Raw genomic sequence first — 20942 nt, forward strand, 5'->3', positions numbered from 1 at the left:
TTATTGGTGATTGTTTTATGCCGTGTATGAATAATGCCCAGGTGCATTGTAAGTGATTAATAAATTCGGTAGTGTGGTGTAAACATTTCAAGGAAGAAATCTATGCTACAACCACACGCCGTTTTTGTAAAAACCACGTTTCAATCTTCTTTTCACAGTGAAAGCTACACAACTATATTAAAAACCATGCAAGCCATTTTTGGCGATATTAAAATGGACGACGTGATCCCTAAAAACGAGAAAAGGGATAAGTTTGATTTATTTTTAATTGATGGCGATAAAAATAACTGGTTAGATTTGCTGCCTGCCGACTTAATTTGCCTCGCTAAAAAGTACAAAGTTGTCTTATTTAATGTAGAGCCCAATGCCGTGTGCGAAAAAAATCTACTGTTAAATCATTTCAATGGTGTGTTTTATAAATCAGATGCACCAGAAACTATTTTTAAAGGGCTAGTTAGAATAACCTCAGGCGAGTTATGGTTTACGCGAGAGGTTATATCAAAAGCGTTTTCAGATATTCTCTCGGTTGCCTCTTCGTTTAATAGCCTACAAGAAGATATCTCCCCAAAAAAAGGGGATTATGCGCACCTTACTAAACGTGAAAAATCGGTTATTCACTTAATTGCTCAAGGGGCGAGCAATAACGCCATTGCCGATAAACTTAATATAAGTGACCACACCGTTAAAACGCATTTGTACAGTGCCTTTAAAAAAACCAATTCTCGTAACCGTGTTGAATTAGCAAATTGGGCTCAGCGTTACATATCGGTGTTATTACCTATGGCTAAGTAAACCACTACTCCTAAAGTGACCTTAAGCCCAGCACTGCTGGGCTTTTTTTGTTTTACGATAAATCTAATAAGCTCTTAGAGTTTAGTTTTAACGGCTCACATCTAGGCTTTATTATACCAATGCGCATAATTAAGTAATCTATTTTGAGGATGGATAAACGTGTTGATAGCAAGATTTTTTAACGCAGATAGCGACACGTTTAGCCCCTGAAAATGATTAAGTACTATTGCGGATTGGTATTATACGGATGAGTTTTAAGCCAGTGCTCGGCGATTTGCTCGCGCGTGGCAAACCAAACTTGCTCATGCGATTTAGCATATTCTAAAAACCGTGCAAGGGCTTTAATGCGCCCAGGGCGGCCAATTAAGCGACAATGCAGCCCTATCGACATCATTTTAGGGGCGTTTTCACCTTGTGGGTCGCCTTCTTCATAAAGCGTATCAAACGCATCTTTTAAATAATTATAAAACTGATCGCCGGCATTAAAGCCTTGCACTGCAGCAAAGCGCATGTCGTTTACATCAAGCGTGTAGGGCACTATTAACTGTGGCTTACCTTCTTTAATGCTGTAAAAGGGTAAGTCGTCGCTGTAGTCATCGGCATCATATAAAAACGAGCCATTTTCAACCACAAGGGCTGCTGTGTTAGGGCTTGTGCGCCCGGTGTACCAGCCTGTGGGCTTTTTACCAGTAAGCGTTTGAATGATTTCAATGGCTTTTTGCATGTGCTCGCGCTCGGTTTGCTTATCTATATGTTGATAATTAATCCAGCGCAGGCCGTGGCTTGCAATTTCGTGCCCAGCTTCAACAAAGGCTTTAGCTATATCGGGGTGGCGCTCAAGGGCCATTGCCACAGCAAAAATGGTGACCGGTATATCGTATTTTTTAAAGAGTTTAAGTAAGCGCCACACACCTGCGCGCGAGCCATATTCGTAAATAGACTCCATGCTTATGTGGCGGTCTTCTACATGCGGGGCGCTGACTATTTCAGATAAAAACGTTTCGGCTGCTGCATCACCATGCAGTACACAGTTTTCACCGCCTTCTTCGTAATTTAATACTACTTGCACGGCTATACGGGCTTTATTAGGCCAGTTGGCATGCGGAGTGTGTGCACCATAACCAATTAAATCGCGCGGGTAATGTTTAAATTGCTCGCTCATGTTACTGCTCCTTTTTTACTGCGCTAAGCCAAGTGCCAAGCATTTCACGCTCTGCATCAGTCATTTTTGTCATGTTAGCCAATGGCATGTCTTTGGTTATAACCGCGCGAGTATGAATAAGTGCACTGGCTTTTTTTACATCAGCAAGTGAGTCGAGCTTAAAGCCGAGCGGCGCGGTTTGAAAAAGCTTCGATGTAGGGGTTTCACTGTGGCACTGTGTACAGTGTTTATTAATAATATCCCATGCTTGCGCATCACTTATGCTTGCTTGTAGCTCATTATTCGCGTTTACAGAACTACTTGGCCACGGTGCTATGGCTAGCATTAACGCAAAAAACGCGGCAATACCGCTTATTAGCACTGAAGGCTTATTAACACCTTGGTGCTTTAAATTAAAAAAGTGGCGTATCCACATACCAATAATAAAAAAGCCAATAAGCACTAACCAGCCAAACTCATGGCTATAGGTATACGAAAAATGGTTACTTAGCATAATAAATATAACTGGTAGGGTGGCGTAGTTATTATGTACTGAGCACTGCTTTGCTTTTAAGCCCGGCGCTGAATCAGGAATGCGCCCAGCTTCTACTTCGCTTACCATGTAGCGCTGTGCAGGCATAATAATGTGATATACATTACCGGCCATACAGGTACCAATTAATGCACCAACATGAATATACACTGCGCGGTCACTAAATAGCTGATCAACCCCATACGTCCATAACGCTAAAAAGCCTACACCTAGGGCAATAAATGCCTTGCCATTTTCAACAAGCGGGCTTTTACACAATAACCGATAAACACCATAGCCTAAGCCTATAAAACCAAGTGATGCACCAATAGCTGCAAACTTACTGAGCTCACTTTTACTGGCATCGAGTAAATACACATCTGCGCCCACATAATATAACAGCGTAAATAACAGCGCGCCGCTGATCCAGGTTGTGTAGGCCTCCCATTTAAACCAATGTAGGGTAGAGGGCATTTGTTCTGGGCCATTTTGATACTTAGCCACTTCGTAAAAGCCGCCGCCATGAATAGCCCATAAATCGCCTTTTATGCCTTTATCTTGTTTCCATTGTGGCGGTGTTTGTAAGTTATTATCAAGCCAAACAAAATAAAATGAGGCGCCTATCCACGCTATACCTGCTACCACGTGAAAGTATCTAAACACCAAATGAGCAAGCTCAAATAAATAGTTTTCCATCGGGTTATGCCTCTTCTAAATCGGGTGTAGGTGTGGCTGCAAACTGGGCTTGTTGGTCGCGTTTATACACGCTTTTACCCATAATGTAGGTTTGTTCAATACAGCGGTCGTCGCCTAGCATCATCATGGCAAAAAGCTGTTCGTGAAGGGTTTTGGCATGGCCAATTCTGAATTTTAAAAACGAGGTGGCCGCGTAATCCATTACAATAAAGTCGGCCTCGCAGCCTACATTAAAGTTACCTATGGTGCCCTCTAAATCAAGGGCACGTGCGCCGCCTAGGGTGGCTAAATAAAACCCTTTAAATGCTGAGAACTTTTGACCTTGTAACTGCTGAATTTTGTACGCTTCGTTACCCGTTTGTAGCATAGAAAAACTTGTTCCTGCGCCAACATCGGTACCCATACCCACATTTATTCCATGCTCTTCACATCTCTTTAAATTTAAAAGGCCCGAGCCTAAAAATAAGTTAGAGGTAGGGCAGTGCGATATAGCCGCGTTGTTATCGGCAAGGCAGCACAGCTCGCGCTCAGATAAATGAATGCTATGGGCAAATACCGAGCGTTTACGCACCATTTTAGCTTGCTCGTACACGCTAAGGTAATCATCAGCCTCTGGGAATAATCCTTTTACCCATTCGCACTCGTCTTTGTTTTCAGATAAGTGGGTATGCAGGTAGGTGTCGGGGTATTCTTCTAATAATTGAGTACATTTTTGTAGTTGCTCAGGGGTAGATGTAGGCGCAAAACGTGGCGTTACCGCATAGCTTAATCTATCAACATTATGCCATTTTTCTATCAGTGCTTTTGATTGATCGTAACTAGTTTGCGCGCAATCTGATAAGTCATCTGGGCAGTTTCTGTCCATCATTACCTTACCGGCAATCATACGTAAATTACGTTTTTGAGACTCGTTAAAAAACGCATCAACCGATTGCGGGTGCACAGTACCAAATACCAATGCGGTAGTGGTGCCGTTTCTAAGTAGCTCGTCTAAAAAGCGGTTAGATATGTCTTTTGAATAATGCTCACAGGTAAACTTTTTTTCGGTTGGGAAGGCATATTCGGTAAGCCAGCTTAAAAGCTGCTCGCCATACGCGCCGACCATTTCGGTTTGCGGCAAATGTATGTGCGTGTCTATCATGCCGGGCATTACTAATTTACCATCGTGGCGAATAATAGTGGCTGACTTATCAATGCTTGGCAGTATGTCTTGCTCGTAACCAAGGTTAACCACTTTGCCGTTTTGAATAACTAACGCGCCTTTTTCAAAATAGCGGTGGGCGCTTTCGCCTGCTATGGCGGGGTCGTCAACAAAATCGAGTATGTTGGCACACATTACGGTCATTTTATTATTGTTGTGGGTGCTCATAATTAGCTGCCTCTGTACGTTGAGTAGCCAAATGGGCTAAGCAATAACGGAATATGATGGTGTTTTTTATCTTGTAATCTAAAGGTAATTTGCGCCTCTGGGTAAAACGCAGGTGTTTCTTGGTTTTCATAATAGCTATCTAAGTCAAAAACCAGTTTATAGGTTGCAAATTCTACGTCTGTGTTGAGCCAGTCGGTAATTCGCCCGTCGCTATTTGTTTTACCTTGAGCAATTAATTGCCACTCGTTATTAGCGTATACAAACAATTGTACAGCTACATTTTCAGCCGGTTTGCCTGTGCTGGTATCTAAAATATGGGTAGTGATAGGGCTTTTATTCATAGCAATGACTCCAATCTTATTTTTGTTATTTTGGCTTGTTCGCCCGCGGCTATATTAAGCTCTGTGCTGCGGGTGTTGTGTATGCGCTGCTCAATAAGTTCAAGCATTTGTTCAGCACTTTTACCACTGGCACACACAATAAAGATAAAGCCAAATTTACTGAGGTATTCTTTATTTAGCGCAATCATTTTTTTAAGGGTTTGCTCGTTTGCTTTACTCATTCCTGATTGTTCGTGCCCCGCTTTTTGCGCTGTAGCGGCGTACTTTTTACTTAATGTTGATAAATCGCCTATTTGCGGGTGGCCTTCAAAAGCGGCTAAATAATCGCTTTCGCCTAGGCTATCCCATACGCTTTGAGCGCTGTTAAATAAGTGCTCTTTATTTTCAAATGGCATGATATTTAGCATACCGCTTACCCAGTTAGGGGCTGCGCAGCAATGCTCTAATGCCTGATGCGCTTGCGCTACATTTAGGTCGTTAATTTTTAAGCTACTCATGCGTTTTCTTCCTCGTGCGTTGTGCTAATTAAGGCATTTTTAAGTGCACGCCATTGCAAGCCTTGGCGTTTGGGCGCATGGGTTTGCATAGCCTGATAAAGGCCAATTAACTGCCCGCTAATTGATATTGCTACTTCCATAGGGAGCTTGCCTGTTACATTTTCAAGCCCAACAGGGCAGGTCATTTGCTTTATTTGCTCGGTGGTAAAATCGCGATGGGCTAAGCGCTGTTTAAAGCGTTTTGCTTTGGTATCTGAGCCAATAACACCAAGCCAATTAGCATCAGCGCGTTTAATAATGGCTTGTGTAAGTGCAAAGTCGAGCTGGTGGTTATGGGTTAATATTAAGTAATTATTAGCCTTTGGCGCGCGTTTAACTTGCTCTGTTGGTTCTTCATCAACCACTTTTATTACGTTATTAGGAATAACTTGCGGGAATACATCTGCGCGGCTATCTATCCAGCGTATGCGCATAGGTAATTGTGCCAATATACCAATAAGCGCCTGTGCTACATGGCCTGCGCCGTATATGTCGAGGGTAAAGCGTTCGCATTGCATGCACTCAAGCATAACGGTGGCAGCTCCCCCGCAGCATTGGCCTAAATTTGCGCCTAGGTTAAATTGCTCTATCACTTGGGCTGCCTCGCCTTTAGCAAGTAGCTCGCGGGCTTTTTCTATTACTACGTATTCAAGGTGTCCACCGCCAAGGGTGTCGTAAATGTGCTCGCCGCTTATTACCATTTTAGAGCCTGTGCCGCGTGGGGTTGAGCCATTGGTGCCAAGTACAGTGGCAATAACATAATTAATGCCGCTTTGTTCGTGCTCGTTTATAGCTTGCGCCCAATTTTGCGTATGAAAACCCTGAAACGACTCATTTAAATTAGCCATGTTGCTGCTCCTTAAACCAGCTAGCGGTTTGCTCAATTGCATTTAATACACGCTCAGGTGTGGCAGGTGTATCAAGTGGGGCGGTGTATTTGTAATCGGCCACACTGCTTATAGCATTACGAATAGCACTCCACACACTAAAGGCCAACATAAACGGCGGCTCGCCAACCGCTTTTGATCTAAATACCGTGGTTTCTGGATTGGCCGAGTTATATAAATTTACATTAAATTCGGCAGGGGTATCGCCAATTGCAGGAATTTTATAGTTAGCAGGGCCAAAGCTTGCAAGCTGGCCTTTATCATTCCATTGTAAGTCTTCGGTGGTAAGCCAGCCCATACCTTGTACAAAAGCCCCTTCAATTTGGCCTATATCAAGTGCAGGGTTAATTGAGCTGCCCACATCGTGCAGTATATCCACGCGGGTTACGGTGTTTTCGCCTGTCAGCGTATCTACTTCTACTTCACTGAGTGCTACGCCGTGTGCGTAGTAAAAAAAAGGCCGGCCTTCGCCTTTCGCTCTATCGTAATGAATTTTAGGGGTGGCGTAATAACCGGTTGATGAAAGCGATATACGATTCATGTAAGCAAGGTTTGCAAGTTCGCTAAAGTTAATTTCGCCTTTACTAAAGGTAATGAGGTTATCTTTAAATACAATACTTTGGCTGTCTACTTCAAAGTGCTCACTTATAAAGTTTATTAAACGCTCTTTTATGGTGTTTACCGCGTTTAGCGCCGCCATGCCGTTTAGGTCAGTCCCGCTTGATGCAGCAGTTGGCGAGGTGTTTGGTACTTTGTCGGTACGAGTAGCGCTTATGCTTACTGCGTCAAAATCAACGCCAAAGCCATGGGCTACTATTTGCGCTATTTTTGTATTAAGCCCTTGGCCCATTTCGGTGCCGCCATGGTTTAAATGAATTGATCCATCACTATATACATGCACGAGTGCACCCGCTTGGTTTAAGTGCTGTACGGTAAACGATATACCGTATTTAACCGGCGTCATCGCAAGGCCTTTTTTGATAATAGGGGATGATGCGTTAAAGGCTTTAATTGCCTTTTTTCGCGCCCAGTAATCACCCGACTCCTCAAGCTGGCTTATCATATCTTTTAAAATATGCTGCTCTACTGTTTGATGATACGGCGTGGTGTCGCGGCCTTTTTTGTATAAATTAAGCTTTCGGATCTCAAGCGGATCTTTACCTAATTTAGCGGCTATATCGTCCATTATCAGCTCGCCCATGATCATGCCTTGCGGGCCACCAAATCCTCTAAAGGCGGTATGGCTTACGGTGTTTACTTTGCAGCGATTCCCTTTAATGGTGGCAGCTGGGTAGTAATAAGCGTTATCAGCATGAAACATTGCGCGGTCGACAATAGCATCAGATAAATCAGGTGAATAACCACAAAACCCATTTACGGTTACATCAGCGCCTTCAATCAGGCCATTTTCGTCAAACCCTACATGGTATTGATTATAAAATGGGTGGCGCTTACCGGTAAGTTTAAAGTCGTCGCTGCGGGCTAGGCGCATTTTAACGGCGCAGCCAAGGTAGTAAACAGCAAGGGCAGCAAGGCAAGCCCACGGCGCGCCTTGGGTTTCTTTACCGCCAAAGGCTCCGCCCATCCGGCGGGTTTCTACGTTTACAAAGCTAAATGGCTTTTTTAAAATTTTAGCAACTAAGTGCTGCACCTCTGTTGGGTGCTGGGTAGAACATTGAACATGAATACCGCCATCGTTATCGGGCTGAGCAAGTGCTATTTGCCCCTCAAGGTAAAAGTGTTCTTGCCCGCCTATGTGTATTTCGCCTTTAAGTTGGTGGGTTGCATTATTAATGGCTTGCTCGCTATTACCGCGGTTAAGTGAATGCGGCGGCCTTACCCAGTGCTCTTTTTTAATCGCTTCTTTAATATCAAGTATGGGGCTGGTTTGCTCGCATTCTATAACCACTAAGCGAGCAGCGCGGCGCGCAATGGCGTAGCTTTTGGCAACCACTACTAGCACAGGTTGTCCGTGGTATTGAATTTCGTGATTGGTTAATAGCACATCCCCAGGGAATACTGGGCCAATATCAAGCTTACCGGGTACATCATCAGCCGATAAAATACGTTTAACGCCTGCCACTTCAAGCGCTTTACTTGTATCAATTGATTTAATAAAGCCGCTGGTAATAGGCGCAAGCACAGGGTAGGCGTGCAAGCAGCCATGGGGCTCTGGGTTATCGTCGGCGTAGTTTGCATTGCCACATACTTGCTTTATTGCGCTTTCGTGATACTTAGATTGGCCAACACTTCCGCCTTGGGCTTTTAGTTTATCCATTTCAAAGTGACGCATGTGAAATCCTCGTAATGGCAATGTTGTTATTATTTTTACTGCTTGGCTGTGCACCGCAAAACTCAATACCAATACGCTGTAGCAAGTTTTTGCTTACCGTGGTGCGGTAATGTGCGCTGCTGCGTACATCGCTCATGGGAGCAAAGTCATCATTTATAGCACTAGCGGCATCTATAAATGTGCTTACTTGTAAGGGCTGAGCATTTAGCTTTTGCTCTATGTGCGCGGCGCGTTTGGGTATTGCAGCCATACCGCCCATGGCGCAGCGGGCATTGCTAATTACGCCTTGCGTTTGCTCTATAGCCAGCACTAAACACACAGTAGATATATCATCTTCAAAGCGTTTGGAAATTTTATGACACGCAAGCTTTAACGAGTCTGGGCGTTTAGGTACGGTAATTTTGCTAATGACCTCATCGCTTTTAATGACTGTTTTTTTGTAATCAACAAAGTAGTCGGCCACGTTTATTGTACGTGTGCCTGCTGCGCTTAATAAATCTAGAGTGGCATTAAGTGCGATTAATAAAGGGGCTGGATCGCCAATAGGAGAGGCGTTTCCTATGCTGCCACCTAAGGTGCCACTGTTACGTACTTGGTTAGAGCCAAGGCGTTCAAACAGCTCCTTAGACTCTGGGTAGTAAGTGTAAAACGCTTCAATAAATTGGCTGTAAGGTAGTGCTGCACCAATATGTAGCTCGCCGCTGTTATCGGTTAAAGTGCACAGCTCACTGGTTTGGCTAAGCGATATAATAATATCGGGCAATAGCATGTTTTGGCTAAGCTCAATGGCAAAGTCGGTGCCACCAGCAACCAAGTGTGCCTGTGGGTAACGCGCTTTAAGCTCAACAAGTTGCGCTGCACTTTGTGGTAAATAAAACGTACGAGGTCCATTTTTTAAAAATGGAACATCGTCATCATGTTGCGTATTAAGTGAGGCTTTAAACTGAGCTGCCATGGCTGAGTAAGGCTCATTTTTACGCTCGTAGCTATAAGCTTTTTCAACTGCAAGTAAAATAGGGCTGTAGCCAGTACAACGGCACAAGTTGCCACCTAAAGCATGAATAGCGGCTTTTTTACCTGGGTAACTCGGGTTATTAATATAAAGCGCCAACATGCTCATTATTATGCCAGGGGTACAAAAACCACATTGCGAACCATGGCACTCAACCAATGCGCGTTGCACCGGATGTAAATCGTTAAGTGTAGGGTAAAGCCCTGTTGTTACAGCCTCTACGGTTACTATGTGTTTTGCGTGTGCATTACCTAATAAAAGCAGGCAGCTATTCATGGATTTATAGTGCCAAACTGGCTCACCGTTTGAATTTAGTTTTTCTTCGCCAACTAAAATTGTGCATGCGCCACAATCGCCTGTTGCACACCCTTCTTTGGTGCCCATTTTCCCTTTTTTGGTGCGAAGCCAGTCCAAAATGGTGAGATTCGGCGCGCATTCTTCTACTTCTATTGGCGTGTCATTTAATAAAAACGTAATCACACAGACCCCCTTAACTTTTATAAAGCCCTGATATGTAAGGGCTTGGCGTATATTTTTTCTTGTTGTTTTTAAGCAGGTAAGAAAAAAACTTTTTCATCTTGGTAAGTTAATTGCAGATACCATGCCATTGTTGACCGATTGGTCAGCTAAGTTTCTAGGCTAGCTTATTTAACCAACAAGCACAAAGAAAGGTTTAAATAATGGACAATAAATACCGCCTTACTATGCAGGGAATGACAAAGCAGTACCCCGGATGTATAGCCAACGACGGCGTAACAATAAAAATAAAACATGGTGAGGTGCATGCCCTGCTTGGTGAAAACGGTGCAGGTAAAAGCACGTTAATGAAAATGCTTTACGGTGTGGTTAAACCTGACCAAGGGGACATGTTTTTTAACGGTCGTAAAATGGACATAAAAGAACCCGCCGATGCCCGCGAATTAGGCATAGGTATGGTGTTTCAGCATTTTTCGTTATTTGAAACCCTAACAGTTGCGCAAAATATCGCGTTAGCGCTGGGCGATTTAGCAGGGCATAGCAGCACACTTGCCAGCAGAATTAGTAAAACATCGGCTAGGTACGGCATGCCGCTGGACCCACATAGGTTGGTGTCTACGCTTTCAACGGGCGAGCGCCAACGAGTAGAAATAGTCAGGTGTTTATTATTAGATATTCAACTGCTTATTTTAGATGAACCCACCTCGGTACTCACTCCGCAAGAAGTAGACGCACTGTTTAAAACCCTGAATTCGCTTAAAAAAGAAGGCTGCTCGGTGCTGTTTATTAGCCATAAGTTGCATGAAGTTATTGAGCTGTGCGACAGCGCCACTATTTTGCGCGCCGGCAAGGTAAGTGGGCATTGCATTCCTAAAAACGAAACCAGCGAATCAATAGCTCGCTTAATGGTAGGCGACAGCACGCCAATAAGTAACCAAACACGCAGAGCGACTGGCACAGGTGATTTTTTAACAGTCGATAACTTATCAACCAGTGCGCAGGCGTTATTTGATATTGCGCTTAAAAACGTGAACTTTGCCGTACAACAAGGCGAAATAGTCGGTATTGCAGGGGTTGCCGGTAATGGGCAAGAGGAGCTATTAAAAGCGCTTTCGGGAGAGGAGCCACAAAAAAATAGCAACGCAATAAAATTTAAAAATACCGCTGTTGATGCGTTATGCCCTCTAAAAAGGCGCAGGCTTGGGCTTGCATGCGTACCCGAGGACAGACTAGGGCGCGGCGCAGTCCCTGATATGGATTTAGCGCACAATGCACTCCTTACCAGTTTTGATAGTGGTTTAGTTAAAAACGGCTTTTTAGTAAAACAAAAAATTAGCCAACTTGCCGACAAAATCATTAAAAAATACAACGTAAAAACTCCCAGCAACCGTACTCACGCAGCAAGCCTTTCGGGCGGTAATTTGCAAAAGTTTATTATTGGTCGAGAGGTTGAGCAAAACCCACAATTGCTGGTTATGTCGCACCCTACTTGGGGTGTAGATATTGGCGCGCAAGTTGCCATTCACGAGGCAATTTTATCGCTGCGCGACGAAGGCTGTGCAGTACTAGTTATTTCAGAAGACTTAGACGAGCTCTATAAAATTTGTGACCGAATTGGCGCGATTTGCGATGGCAAACTCTCGCCTATTTTAAATACCGACTGTGTACCACTTGTGCAATTAGGGCAGTGGATGGCGGGCGATTTTAATCACGACACTAAAAGCAACACAGCAAAAATAACACCGCAAGGAGCGCTGGCATGATAAAGCTTGAACCCCGCGTAGAGCGCTCAAACACATGGAGTTATCTCTCTCCTGTTTTAGCCATTTTACTCACTTTAATAACAGGTTATGTGGTGTTTGCCTTATTAGGGCACGACCCGCTTAATGCCTTATATACCTTGCTCGTAGCGCCTATTTCTGACTGGTACGGCGTTACCGAGCTATTAGTAATGACCATTCCAATTTTATTATGTGCCTATGGTTTAGCGCTGTGTTACAGGGCGTCGGTGTGGAATATAGGTGCTGAAGGGCAGCTACTGATTGGCGGCGTATGCGCCAGTGCCGTAGCTGTTAACTTTGTTGACTCTACAAGTTCCTTTGCATTAGGGCTTACATTACTTGCAGGTATTGCAGGTGGCATGCTGTGGGCAGGCTTAGCCGCCTTTATGAAATTACGTTTAAACACCAACGAAATTTTAGTCACCATTATGCTCAATTACATTGCCGTTAATGTGTTGCTGTGGTCAGTACACGGGCCATTAAAAGACCCATACGGTTATAACTTTCCTGAAAGCGCCTTATTTGACGATAGCACTTTACTACCAGTTTTATTTGAGGGTACTCGCCTTCATTTAGGGCTTGCATTTGCGCTATTAGCGCTGTGTGCCACATGGGTATTTATTAGTAAAACCTTTGTGGGTTTTCAAATACAAGTACTTGGGCTTGATGCATCGGCTGCCAAAATGGCGGGCTATAAACGTGCGCTTTTAATTGCTGGTGTATTGGTAATAAGTGGCGGGTTAGCTGGGCTTGCAGGGGCTGGCGAGGTGGCTGGGCCTATAGGGCAATTAGTGCCGCAAATATCCCCCGGTTATGGTTACGCCGCAATTATTGTGGCCTTTTTAGGGCGCTTACATCCGCTTGGGATCACCTTGGCTGGGCTGTTAATGGGGCTTATTTATATGGGCGGCGAAATGGCGCAAATAGAAATTGGCCTACCCAATGCCATTACCGGCATTTTTCAGGGCTTAATGCTGTTTTATTTACTCTCGTGCGATGTGCTTATTGGTTATCGCATTAAATTGTTACTGCCATTTAAACAACAAAAAACGCAGCTAACACCCATCGCACAGGAATCTTAAACATGGATTTAGAGGTATTCACAAATATTTTATACGCCACTATTCGCACCGGCACGCCTTTATTGCTGGTGGCTCTAGGTGAAATGGTATGCGAAAAAAGCGGCACACTTAACCTTGGGCAAGAGGGCATGATGTTATTAGGCGCGGTGGCAGGGTTTATAACCATGTACCAATGCGACAACCTCTTTATAGGCTTTAGCGTGGCTGCGCTTGTGGGGGTTATGGCGTCGTTAGTATTTGCGTTTGTAGCACTTAATTTAAATGCTAGCCAAGTGGCTGCCGGGTTAGCGCTAACTATTTTTGGCACGGGCTTGTCGGCATTTTTAGGTGTTGATTACGAGGGCAAAACCATTAATGCCTTACCTACTTTAGCAATTGCAGGGTTTGAGCATATTCCGCTACTGGGCAAAGCGCTGTTTTCGCAAGATGCCATTGTGTATTTAAGTTGGGCATTAGTGTTAGGGGCTTATTTATTTTTTAAATACCACAGGGCAGGGCTTGCGGTACGCGCTATTGGTGAAAACCCAGGCGTTGGTAATAACTTAGGCTTGCCTGTGATGCGTACTCGCTATTTAGCGGTGATGTTTGGCGGCGCAATGGCGGGTATTGCAGGGGCGTACTTGTCGCTTGCTTACACACCCCTTTGGACACAAAACATGACCTCGGGTCGAGGCTGGATAGCACTGGCTTTAGTGGTATTTGCAAGTTGGCGAATTGAGCGGGTAATGCTAGGCGCTTATTTATTTGGTTTTGCCAGCATTATGCACTTAGTGGCACAGGCGCTTGGCTTAGCGGTGGATTCTAATTTACTGGCCATGCTGCCTTATGGTGCAACGCTTATAGTACTGATTATGCTAAGTAAAAATAAACAAAAACTAAAAATGTACGAACCCATGTGGCTAGGTAAGCCTTGGCATAAGGGCCATTAAAAATTTTATACAAAGAGTAACAATAAGCCTTCAACAGGATATTAAAAATACAACACGGAGAATAACAATGAAAAAACTAATAACAGCGCTTGGCGTAGCACTTAGCTTAGGGTTAAGCGCGAGTGCAATGGCAAAAGACAGCGTAAAAGTAGGGTTTGTATATGTAAGCCCGATTGGCGAAGCTGGTTGGACTTACACCCACGATGTAAGCCGCCGTTACCTAGAGGATAAATTTGGCGAAAAAATAAAAACCACCTTTGTAGAAAGCGTGCCAGAGGGCGCCGATTCAGAGCGAGTTATTACACAATTAGCCAAAAGCGGGCACGATTTAATATTTACCACCTCGTTTGGCTACATGAATCCGACCATTAAAGTGGCTAAACGTTTTCCTAACGTAAAGTTTGAGCATGCAACAGGTTATAAACGCGCTAAAAATGTGGGCACTTATTTTGACCGTATTTACGAAGGGCGCTACCTAACTGGTGTTATTGCTGGGCACATGAGTAAGTCTGACAGTATTGGCTATATTGCCGCGTTTCCTATTCCTGAGGTAATACGCGGTATTAACGCGTTTACTTTAGGCCTGCGCTCAGTAAAACCTAACGCAAAAGTAAAAGTAGTGTGGGTTAATAGCTGGTTTGATCCTGGTAAAGAGCGCGAAGCTGCCGACAGTTTAATCGACCAAGGTGTTGATATTATTACTCAACATACCGACTCGCCTGCGCCACTTCAAGCCGCAGAAGCCGCCGGAATATACGCCATTGGTTACCACTCAGATATGAGCGGCTATGGTAAAAAAGCGCACCTTACGGCACCAGTTCATCATTGGGATGAGTTTTACGCCGAGCGCGTGCAGCAAGTACTTGATGATAAATGGCAATCGCAAAATGTATGGAAAGGCATAGATGCCGGTATGACCCGCTTAGCGCCGCTGAGTAAAGACATTCCTGCCAATGTTGTTGCAGAGATAGAGGCGATTAAAACCAAAATTGCCAACGGCGAGTTTCATCCATTTAGCGGCCCAATTAACAATCAGCAAGGTGAGCTGGTAACTAAAGCGGGGCAAACAATTGATGATAAGACCTTACTTGGTATGGACTTTTATGTAGAGGGTGTTGAAGGGCAGCTTAAATAAGCGCCACTGTATTTAAATTAAAACTTGGGCAAGGCGTATATACCTTGCCCATATTAAAGCGCTAAAAGGATGTTGACTATGTCAAACCAAGAAGCAATCTCAGAAGACATAATTTACGCAGTAGATGATAAACCAGGGCTGACCGAATCTTTTTTTGCTGCCCTGCAACATGTACTGGCAAGTTTTGTAGGTATTATTACGCCCACGCTTATTATTGGTGGCGTGTTGGGGCTTGGTAGCGAAATACCGTATTTAATTAGTATGGCGTTGTTTGTATCGGGGGTTGGTACATTTATTCAGGCTCGCCGTGTGGGGCCAATTGGCTCAGGGCTTATTTGCGTACAAGGCACCAGTTTTGCTTTTTTAGGCACCATTTTGGCAACCGGTTTTACCGTAAAAGCCACTGGAGGCGGAAACGATGAAGTACTTGCCACCATTTTTGCTGTGTGTTTTTTAGCAGCCTTTGTAGAGATATTTATTAGCTTTTTTATAGAAAAACTTGGCAAAGTAATTAAGCCTGTAGTGACCGGCGTGGTGATCACCACCATTGGGGTTTACCTCATTAAAGTAGGTATGACCGACATAGGCGGCGGGCAATGGTTATTAACTAATATGCCTGAAAAGTTTGCCTCGCCAAGCAACTTAATTGTGGGTTTTTCGGTGGTGGCGCTGGTGGTATTACTAAATGCTAGCAAAAATCAGTGGGTAAGGCTTACCGCTGTAGTCGTTGCCATGTTAGTAGGGTGGTTACTTGCTCTTATTTTAGGTATAGCCAAATTTAAAATGGGCGAATTTGATTTAATCGCCATGCCATTACCCTTTAAATATGGCTTTAACATTGATTTTGGCGCCATGATTGCCTTTAGCTTTTTATACCTAATTACCGCCATTGAATCCACAGGCGATATAACTGCTAACTGCGCAGTGTCTAAATTACCGGTAAAAGGCGCAAGCTATTTAGCGCGTATACGCGGAGGTATTTTAGGCGATGGGGTTAACTCAATGATTGCGGCCGCATTTAATACGTTTCCTAATACCACTTTTAGCCAAAATAACGGCGTTATTCAATTAACCGGTGTAGCAAGTAGATACATTGGCCTGTGGATTGGTGTAATTTTGATTATTTTAGGGTTATTTCCGGTGATTGGTGCCGTGCTACAAAATATTCCTAAACCAGTGCTAGGCGGTGCAACGCTTGTTATGTTTGGCACAGTAGCAGCCGCAGGGGTAAAAATTCTTGCAAGCGAAAAAATAAATCGTCGTAGCTTACTTATTATTGCGGTGAGCTTAGGTATGGGGCTAGGGGTTAGCTTTGTGCCCGAAATGTTTATAAATGCGCCTAAGCTGGTAACCGCTATTTTTGGCAGCGCTGTAACGGTATCGGGTTTAACCGCCATCGTTATGACGCTTGTTCTACCAGAAAATTATTCAGCAAGTACAGATCATCTTAACTAGACTAATAAAATTATAACAAAGGGATTAACAATGAAAATTACAACAATTAAAAAATTCGCCTTAGTAAGTGCTATCGCGGTGTGTTCAAGTAGTGTGTCGGCAAAAGAGCTGTGGTCAGATTTTAGTATAACCGCCATGACCGGCGCCGATTACCTCGAGCCGTTTTCGGGGGAGGAAGACGACAGAAGCGTAGTAACCATTGAGCATGCATCGGGGCATACATGGGGCGGTACCTTCTTTTTTATGGATAGATTAAGCAACCCCGATGAAGTATACGGAGAGCTAAACATAAACCCAACGCTTTACAAGCCACAAAACAGTTTTGTTAAAGAGGTGTTTTTAGGCCTACAAACAGAATATGGCTCAGGCGATACCGATCAAAATAACTACTTATTAGGTGGCGGCGTATCGTTAGATGTACCAGGGTTTCAATATTTTAATGTGGCTTATTACCGTCGTTTTCAGGACGATATTGGCATAGAGCGTGAAGATAACAACCAAATAACCGTAACGTGGGGCTATAACAAGGGTAACTTTAGATACGATGGCTTTTTAGATATTGTTGACAGTACCGACACTATGTTTGGTAAAAGCGAAGGCGGTTTTAACTTTACCTCACAACTTAAATACAATATTGCTCCTATGCTTGGCCTAGACACAGGTCGCCTTGATGTAGGTATAGAATACGTATATTGGAAAAATAAGTTTGGTGTAGATGGTCAAACAGAGCACAACCCAAATTTGATGGTTAAATGGCATTTTTAAAACCTTAAGCGATACAGAATACAAAAAGGCTGCTAGTTAATGCAGCCTTTTTTGTACAATAAACGCAATAAAATTGGCTTATTGTTAATAATGGCACTGGAGTAACCCGCACCTTAATCGGTTAAGTTTTATTGTGAATTAATGAGATGTTAATTGCTGAAGGTATTGATAATTGTTATCATTACGTAAAATAACTAATTAAATACCCCGTAATGACTCTGAAAAACACTTTAGCTCTGCCTCTAATTGCTGTTGCGCCATTTTACACTTTGGCTAACGCTAACAATGATATAGAAACAATAGTAGTAACCGCCTCTGGCTTTGAACAAACCTTAGCGCAAGCGCCAGCTTCTATTACTTTAATTAGCAAAAAGCAGCTAGAAAACCGCGCTTATAAAGACTTAACCGATGCACTTAACGATGTTGCAGGGGTTACGGTCACCGGTGGTGGCTCGCGACAAGATATAAGCGTGCGTGGCATGCCAGCGCAGTACACTGCTATTTTGGTAGACGGTAAAAAGCAGTCAGGGCGTGAATCACAACCAAGCGGCAGCGGTGGCTTTGAGCAAGATTGGCTGCCACCACTAGATGCTATTGAACGTATTGAAGTTGTGCGTGGGCCTATGTCTACGTTGTATGGGTCGGATGCAATTGGCGGCGTTATTAATGTTATAACCCGTAAAAATTACGACAATTGGCATGCTAATGTTCGCCTAGAAACCACACAGCAAGAAAACAGTAATTCGGGTGATGAATACCAAGGGCAAATATATGCAGCGGGGCCATTAATAAAAGATTTATTAAGCGTTAACCTTTCGGCTCTTTACCAAGAGCGTGAAGAAGATGAAATTGAGCGCGGTTACGGTGAAAAAGAGCTGACAAGTTACAGTGGTACACTGCACTTAACAGCCACCCAGCACGATGTGATATCGCTTGAATATAGCGAACACGATCAAAAACGTATTTCTACCTCGGGGCTATCGCTACCTAGTCGAAATAGCTCTAGCGAAACGAACAATAACCGCAGCACGTGGTCGTTAGCACATAAAGGTAGCTATAGTTGGGGCGCTGCGCATTCGTATATTCAACAAGAGTCGGTTGAAAACGAAGGCCGTGAAATAACTATCGAAAATACCTTAGCAAATACGCAGTGGTCAATTGCACTTGAAAACCACCATGTAACATTAGGCGGCGCATTTGAACAAGAAAAGCTTGATGACAAAACAACAAACGCAGCCACTATTACTAAAATAGATAACAAACAATGGTCGCTATTTGCTGAAGATGAGTGGAGCTTACACCCTGATTTTACCATTACCACGGGTTTACGAGTTGATGATAACGAGCAGTTTGATTCGCACTTGAGTCCACGCCTATACGGAGTTTGGAATATTAATGAGGCATGGACCTTTAAATCGGGCGTAGCTACCGGTTACAGAGCGCCAGATTTACGCGAGCTTAGCCCTAATTGGATCCAAAGCAGCCGCGGTGGCGATTTATATGGAAATGCTGACCTAGAGCCCGAAACATCCGTCAGTAAAGAAGCGGCTGTGTATTATGCTAACAGTGATTTTCAAACTAATATCACGGTTTTTCATAATAGCTTTGAAGACAAAATTAACACCGTTTTATGTCCTATCACAGTGTGTGGTGATGAAACCGACCGCTATAACATCAATATTGATAAAGCGGTGACTTATGGGGCTGAGCTAAATATAGAAACAATGTTAAGTGCAGATATTACCCTTGCAACTAGCTACAGCTATACGTTTTCTGAGCAACGCAGTGGCGACAATAAAGGCCAGCCACTCACGCAAATACCTAAACATTTAGCCACGCTAAATATTAACTGGGATGTAAGCGATAATATTAATACGTGGGCACGTGCTAATTACCGCGGTAAAGAAACCGAAGCAGCCTCTATAACTAGCCGTTTAACCTCAGCCCCTTCTATTGCAACAGCAGATATAGGCAGTGCGTGGCAAGTAAACGGTAACGTTAAAGTTATGTTTGGTATTTACAATATATTTGATAAAGCAACCAGTTACGATGAATACGGCTATGTAGAAGATGGCCGACGCTACTGGCTAGCTATAGATACAAAACTATAAGGGGTGTTTATGCCAAAATTTATATTCTCTGCTGTGGTACTCAGCTTTTTAGCTACGTACCCGGCTATTGCGCAAAATACACAATTAACAGCGCAAGATTATGTCGAAAAAGGCATGCAGTACGCTGATGAGTTTCCGGGGTTAACAAGCCTATGCGATATACAAAACCCGTTACGTGATTTAACAAAGCGTGTTCGCACTAATAATGAAGGTAAAAAGCGCAGTAAAAAGTTGGGTAGTAAACGGCGCTCATCAACGATTGAACCTACACAAGTGTTTGACAACCTTTATTATGTAGGTACTGGTGGAGTGGCAAGTTGGGTAGTTAAAACATCACAAGGGCTTATTGTTATTGATGCGCTAAATAACAACGAACAAGCTAAAAATTACATTGAAAAAGGTTTGCTCACACTAGGCTTAAACCCCGAAGATATTAAGTATTTAATTATTAGCCATGGGCATGGTGATCATTACGGTGGGCAAGAGTACTTAGTTAATAAATACAAACCGCGTGTTGTAATGAGTCAGGTTGAGTGGCGACGCTTAGAACAACCAAAGCTTGATTTTGAAAGCCCACGTTGGGGCAAACGGCCAACAAGAGATATAAGCACAAAAGAGGCAGATACAATTACGCTTGGCGATACTAGCATTGGCGTTCATTTAACGCCTGGACACACCCCTGGCACTATTTCGTTGTTGTTCCCAGTATACGATAACGGCAAAAAACATATGCTAAGCCTGTGGGGAGGGACTGGGCTAAACTATGGGCCTGATATTGAGCGAATTAGCGCTTACAGTGTCGCCGCTAAACGTTTTGGCAATCTGGCAATGCAAGCCGGTGTAGATGTGTTTATATCAAATCACCCTAAACGCGATGGTTCGTTTGAGCGCATAAAGCAACTTAAAAATAGAGCCCCCGAGGCGGCGCATCCATTTGTAATAGGTCAAGAGCAAGCCTCGCATGGTTTTTCTATGTTGAGCGATTGCACTTACGCGCAGGTTTTAAAAATTAAAGGAGAGTAAGGCACTTATTTGCAAAAGTTTTTAATATTAGGGGTTAACCATTTAACCAATGTGTTGTAATTTGGAGTATCTATATTTACTTTTAACGCCAGATTAAAAGGAAGAATGATGAAACCCCTCATTTTAATTTTATGCTTGTTTATAAGCTGCTCAGTGTGGGCCGAAACTACTAAAAATATGCCCGTAGCAATAAACTGGTTACAGTTAATTGATGCGGGTGAATACACAAAAAGTTGGCAACAAGCCGATGCGTTATTTAAATCGCAATTAAGTAAAGCAAACTGGAAAAGCGCCCTAAACACAGTGCGTGCGCCACTAGGTAAAGTGGCTACGCGAGAACAAATAAGTGCTAATGCTTACTCATCTTTACCTGGTGCCCCGCAAGGTGAATACCTTATTGTGCAATTTAAAACGCAATTTTCAGCAAGGCTTGCGGTTGAAACCCTTACATTAAGTAAAAGCAGTGGGCAATGGCGCGCGGTTGGCTATTTTATTAAATAACCAGCGTTCAATACCAATCCGTAATAATACATAATGATTTTCAGGGGCTAAACGTGTCGCTATCTGCGTTAAAAAATTCTCATT

General features: G+C 43.5%; 18 protein-coding genes. 10 read left to right on the forward strand and 8 right to left on the reverse strand.

Going from position 1 to position 20942, the window contains the following annotated elements; genetic code table 11:
* Positions 1–102: 102 nt before the first annotated feature.
* Positions 103–792, forward strand: a complete 690-nt coding sequence (locus AN395_RS00470; RefSeq protein ID WP_054981687.1) for a response regulator transcription factor — start codon at positions 103–105, stop codon at positions 790–792.
* Between the two features lie 223 nt (positions 793–1015).
* On the opposite strand, the gene puuE is transcribed toward AN395_RS00470, so the two are convergent.
* The 8 genes from puuE to xdhA are packed head-to-tail and all read right to left on the reverse strand — an operon-like array spanning position 1016 to position 10079.
* Positions 1016–1954, reverse strand: a complete 939-nt coding sequence (puuE, locus tag AN395_RS00475; RefSeq protein WP_054981688.1) for an allantoinase PuuE — start codon at positions 1952–1954, stop codon at positions 1016–1018.
* A 1-nt stretch (position 1955) separates the two neighbouring features.
* On the reverse strand, positions 1956–3161 hold the full coding sequence (locus AN395_RS00480) for a urate hydroxylase PuuD (RefSeq protein ID WP_054981689.1): 1206 nt from the start codon (positions 3159–3161) through the stop codon (positions 1956–1958).
* Positions 3162–3165: 4 nt separating this feature from the next.
* Entirely contained in the window at positions 3166–4530 is a 1365-nt protein-coding gene (guaD, locus tag AN395_RS00485) for a guanine deaminase (RefSeq protein WP_054981690.1), read from the reverse strand.
* A gap of 2 nt (positions 4531–4532) precedes the next feature.
* Entirely contained in the window at positions 4533–4871 is a 339-nt protein-coding gene (gene uraH / locus AN395_RS00490; protein ID WP_054981691.1) for a hydroxyisourate hydrolase, read from the reverse strand.
* Positions 4868–5368 (reverse strand): 2-oxo-4-hydroxy-4-carboxy-5-ureidoimidazoline decarboxylase, encoded by a 501-nt coding sequence (gene uraD, locus AN395_RS00495; protein ID WP_054981692.1) that lies wholly within the window; start codon positions 5366–5368, stop codon positions 4868–4870. The genes uraH and uraD overlap by 4 nt, the downstream gene beginning before the upstream one ends.
* Entirely contained in the window at positions 5365–6255 is an 891-nt protein-coding gene (gene xdhC / locus AN395_RS00500; RefSeq protein ID WP_054981693.1) for a xanthine dehydrogenase accessory protein XdhC, read from the reverse strand. The genes uraD and xdhC overlap by 4 nt, the downstream gene beginning before the upstream one ends.
* Positions 6248–8587, reverse strand: coding sequence for a xanthine dehydrogenase molybdopterin binding subunit (xdhB, locus tag AN395_RS00505; RefSeq protein WP_054981694.1), 2340 nt, complete (start codon positions 8585–8587; stop codon positions 6248–6250). Before xdhB ends, xdhC begins: the two co-directional genes overlap by 8 nt.
* Positions 8574–10079, reverse strand: a complete 1506-nt coding sequence (xdhA, locus tag AN395_RS00510) for a xanthine dehydrogenase small subunit (RefSeq protein WP_054981695.1) — start codon at positions 10077–10079, stop codon at positions 8574–8576. Before xdhA ends, xdhB begins: the two co-directional genes overlap by 14 nt.
* Before the next feature lie 200 nt (positions 10080–10279).
* Here xdhA and AN395_RS00515 point away from each other — a divergent pair, with 200 nt between their 5' ends.
* From AN395_RS00515 to AN395_RS00555, 9 genes are all read left to right on the forward strand, one after another.
* Positions 10280–11839 carry an ABC transporter ATP-binding protein gene (locus AN395_RS00515; RefSeq protein ID WP_054981696.1) on the forward strand — a complete coding sequence of 520 codons (1560 nt, stop codon included), beginning with the start codon at positions 10280–10282 and terminating at the stop codon, positions 11837–11839.
* Entirely contained in the window at positions 11836–12939 is a 1104-nt protein-coding gene (locus AN395_RS00520) for an ABC transporter permease (RefSeq protein ID WP_054981697.1), read from the forward strand. Before AN395_RS00515 ends, AN395_RS00520 begins: the two co-directional genes overlap by 4 nt.
* Before the next feature lie 2 nt (positions 12940–12941).
* Entirely contained in the window at positions 12942–13868 is a 927-nt protein-coding gene (locus tag AN395_RS00525; protein WP_024032830.1) for an ABC transporter permease, read from the forward strand.
* A gap of 67 nt (positions 13869–13935) precedes the next feature.
* Positions 13936–15003 carry a BMP family ABC transporter substrate-binding protein gene (locus AN395_RS00530; protein ID WP_054981698.1) on the forward strand — a complete coding sequence of 356 codons (1068 nt, stop codon included), beginning with the start codon at positions 13936–13938 and terminating at the stop codon, positions 15001–15003.
* Positions 15004–15081: 78 nt separating this feature from the next.
* Complete coding sequence (locus tag AN395_RS00535) at positions 15082–16458, forward strand: uracil-xanthine permease family protein (protein ID WP_054981699.1); 1377 nt, start codon at positions 15082–15084, stop codon at positions 16456–16458.
* 30 nt (positions 16459–16488) lie between these two features.
* Entirely contained in the window at positions 16489–17223 is a 735-nt protein-coding gene (locus AN395_RS00540; RefSeq protein ID WP_054981700.1) for a DUF5020 family protein, read from the forward strand.
* A 212-nt stretch (positions 17224–17435) separates the two neighbouring features.
* Positions 17436–19334 carry a TonB-dependent receptor domain-containing protein gene (locus tag AN395_RS00545; RefSeq protein WP_054981701.1) on the forward strand — a complete coding sequence of 633 codons (1899 nt, stop codon included), beginning with the start codon at positions 17436–17438 and terminating at the stop codon, positions 19332–19334.
* Between the two features lie 9 nt (positions 19335–19343).
* Entirely contained in the window at positions 19344–20357 is a 1014-nt protein-coding gene (locus AN395_RS00550) for an MBL fold metallo-hydrolase (protein ID WP_054981702.1), read from the forward strand.
* Between the two features lie 105 nt (positions 20358–20462).
* Entirely contained in the window at positions 20463–20858 is a 396-nt protein-coding gene (locus AN395_RS00555; RefSeq protein ID WP_223230555.1) for a DUF4019 domain-containing protein, read from the forward strand.
* The last annotated feature ends 84 nt before the right edge of the window (positions 20859–20942 follow it).

Source organism: Pseudoalteromonas sp. P1-30, assembly GCF_001400005.1.
GTDB lineage: Bacteria > Pseudomonadota > Gammaproteobacteria > Enterobacterales > Alteromonadaceae > Pseudoalteromonas > Pseudoalteromonas atlantica.

What these genes read in the sequence shown, in the direction of transcription:
- guaD (WP_054981690.1), bottom strand. Translation starts at nt 4,530, where the DNA reads ATGAGCACCCACAACAATAATAAAATGACCGTAATGTGTGCCAACATA.
- uraH (WP_054981691.1), bottom strand. Translation starts at nt 4,871, where the DNA reads ATGAATAAAAGCCCTATCACTACCCATATTTTAGATACCAGCACAGGC.
- AN395_RS00555 (WP_223230555.1), top strand. Translation starts at nt 20,463, where the DNA reads ATGATGAAACCCCTCATTTTAATTTTATGCTTGTTTATAAGCTGCTCA.
- AN395_RS00545 (WP_054981701.1), top strand. Translation starts at nt 17,436, where the DNA reads ATGACTCTGAAAAACACTTTAGCTCTGCCTCTAATTGCTGTTGCGCCA.
- AN395_RS00540 (WP_054981700.1), top strand. Translation starts at nt 16,489, where the DNA reads ATGAAAATTACAACAATTAAAAAATTCGCCTTAGTAAGTGCTATCGCG.
- puuE (WP_054981688.1), bottom strand. Translation starts at nt 1,954, where the DNA reads ATGAGCGAGCAATTTAAACATTACCCGCGCGATTTAATTGGTTATGGT.
- AN395_RS00550 (WP_054981702.1), top strand. Translation starts at nt 19,344, where the DNA reads ATGCCAAAATTTATATTCTCTGCTGTGGTACTCAGCTTTTTAGCTACG.
- AN395_RS00515 (WP_054981696.1), top strand. Translation starts at nt 10,280, where the DNA reads ATGGACAATAAATACCGCCTTACTATGCAGGGAATGACAAAGCAGTAC.
- AN395_RS00535 (WP_054981699.1), top strand. Translation starts at nt 15,082, where the DNA reads ATGTCAAACCAAGAAGCAATCTCAGAAGACATAATTTACGCAGTAGAT.
- AN395_RS00480 (WP_054981689.1), bottom strand. Translation starts at nt 3,161, where the DNA reads ATGGAAAACTATTTATTTGAGCTTGCTCATTTGGTGTTTAGATACTTT.
- xdhC (WP_054981693.1), bottom strand. Translation starts at nt 6,255, where the DNA reads ATGGCTAATTTAAATGAGTCGTTTCAGGGTTTTCATACGCAAAATTGG.
- AN395_RS00470 (WP_054981687.1), top strand. Translation starts at nt 103, where the DNA reads ATGCTACAACCACACGCCGTTTTTGTAAAAACCACGTTTCAATCTTCT.
- AN395_RS00525 (WP_024032830.1), top strand. Translation starts at nt 12,942, where the DNA reads ATGGATTTAGAGGTATTCACAAATATTTTATACGCCACTATTCGCACC.
- xdhB (WP_054981694.1), bottom strand. Translation starts at nt 8,587, where the DNA reads ATGCGTCACTTTGAAATGGATAAACTAAAAGCCCAAGGCGGAAGTGTT.
- uraD (WP_054981692.1), bottom strand. Translation starts at nt 5,368, where the DNA reads ATGAGTAGCTTAAAAATTAACGACCTAAATGTAGCGCAAGCGCATCAG.
- AN395_RS00520 (WP_054981697.1), top strand. Translation starts at nt 11,836, where the DNA reads ATGATAAAGCTTGAACCCCGCGTAGAGCGCTCAAACACATGGAGTTAT.
- AN395_RS00530 (WP_054981698.1), top strand. Translation starts at nt 13,936, where the DNA reads ATGAAAAAACTAATAACAGCGCTTGGCGTAGCACTTAGCTTAGGGTTA.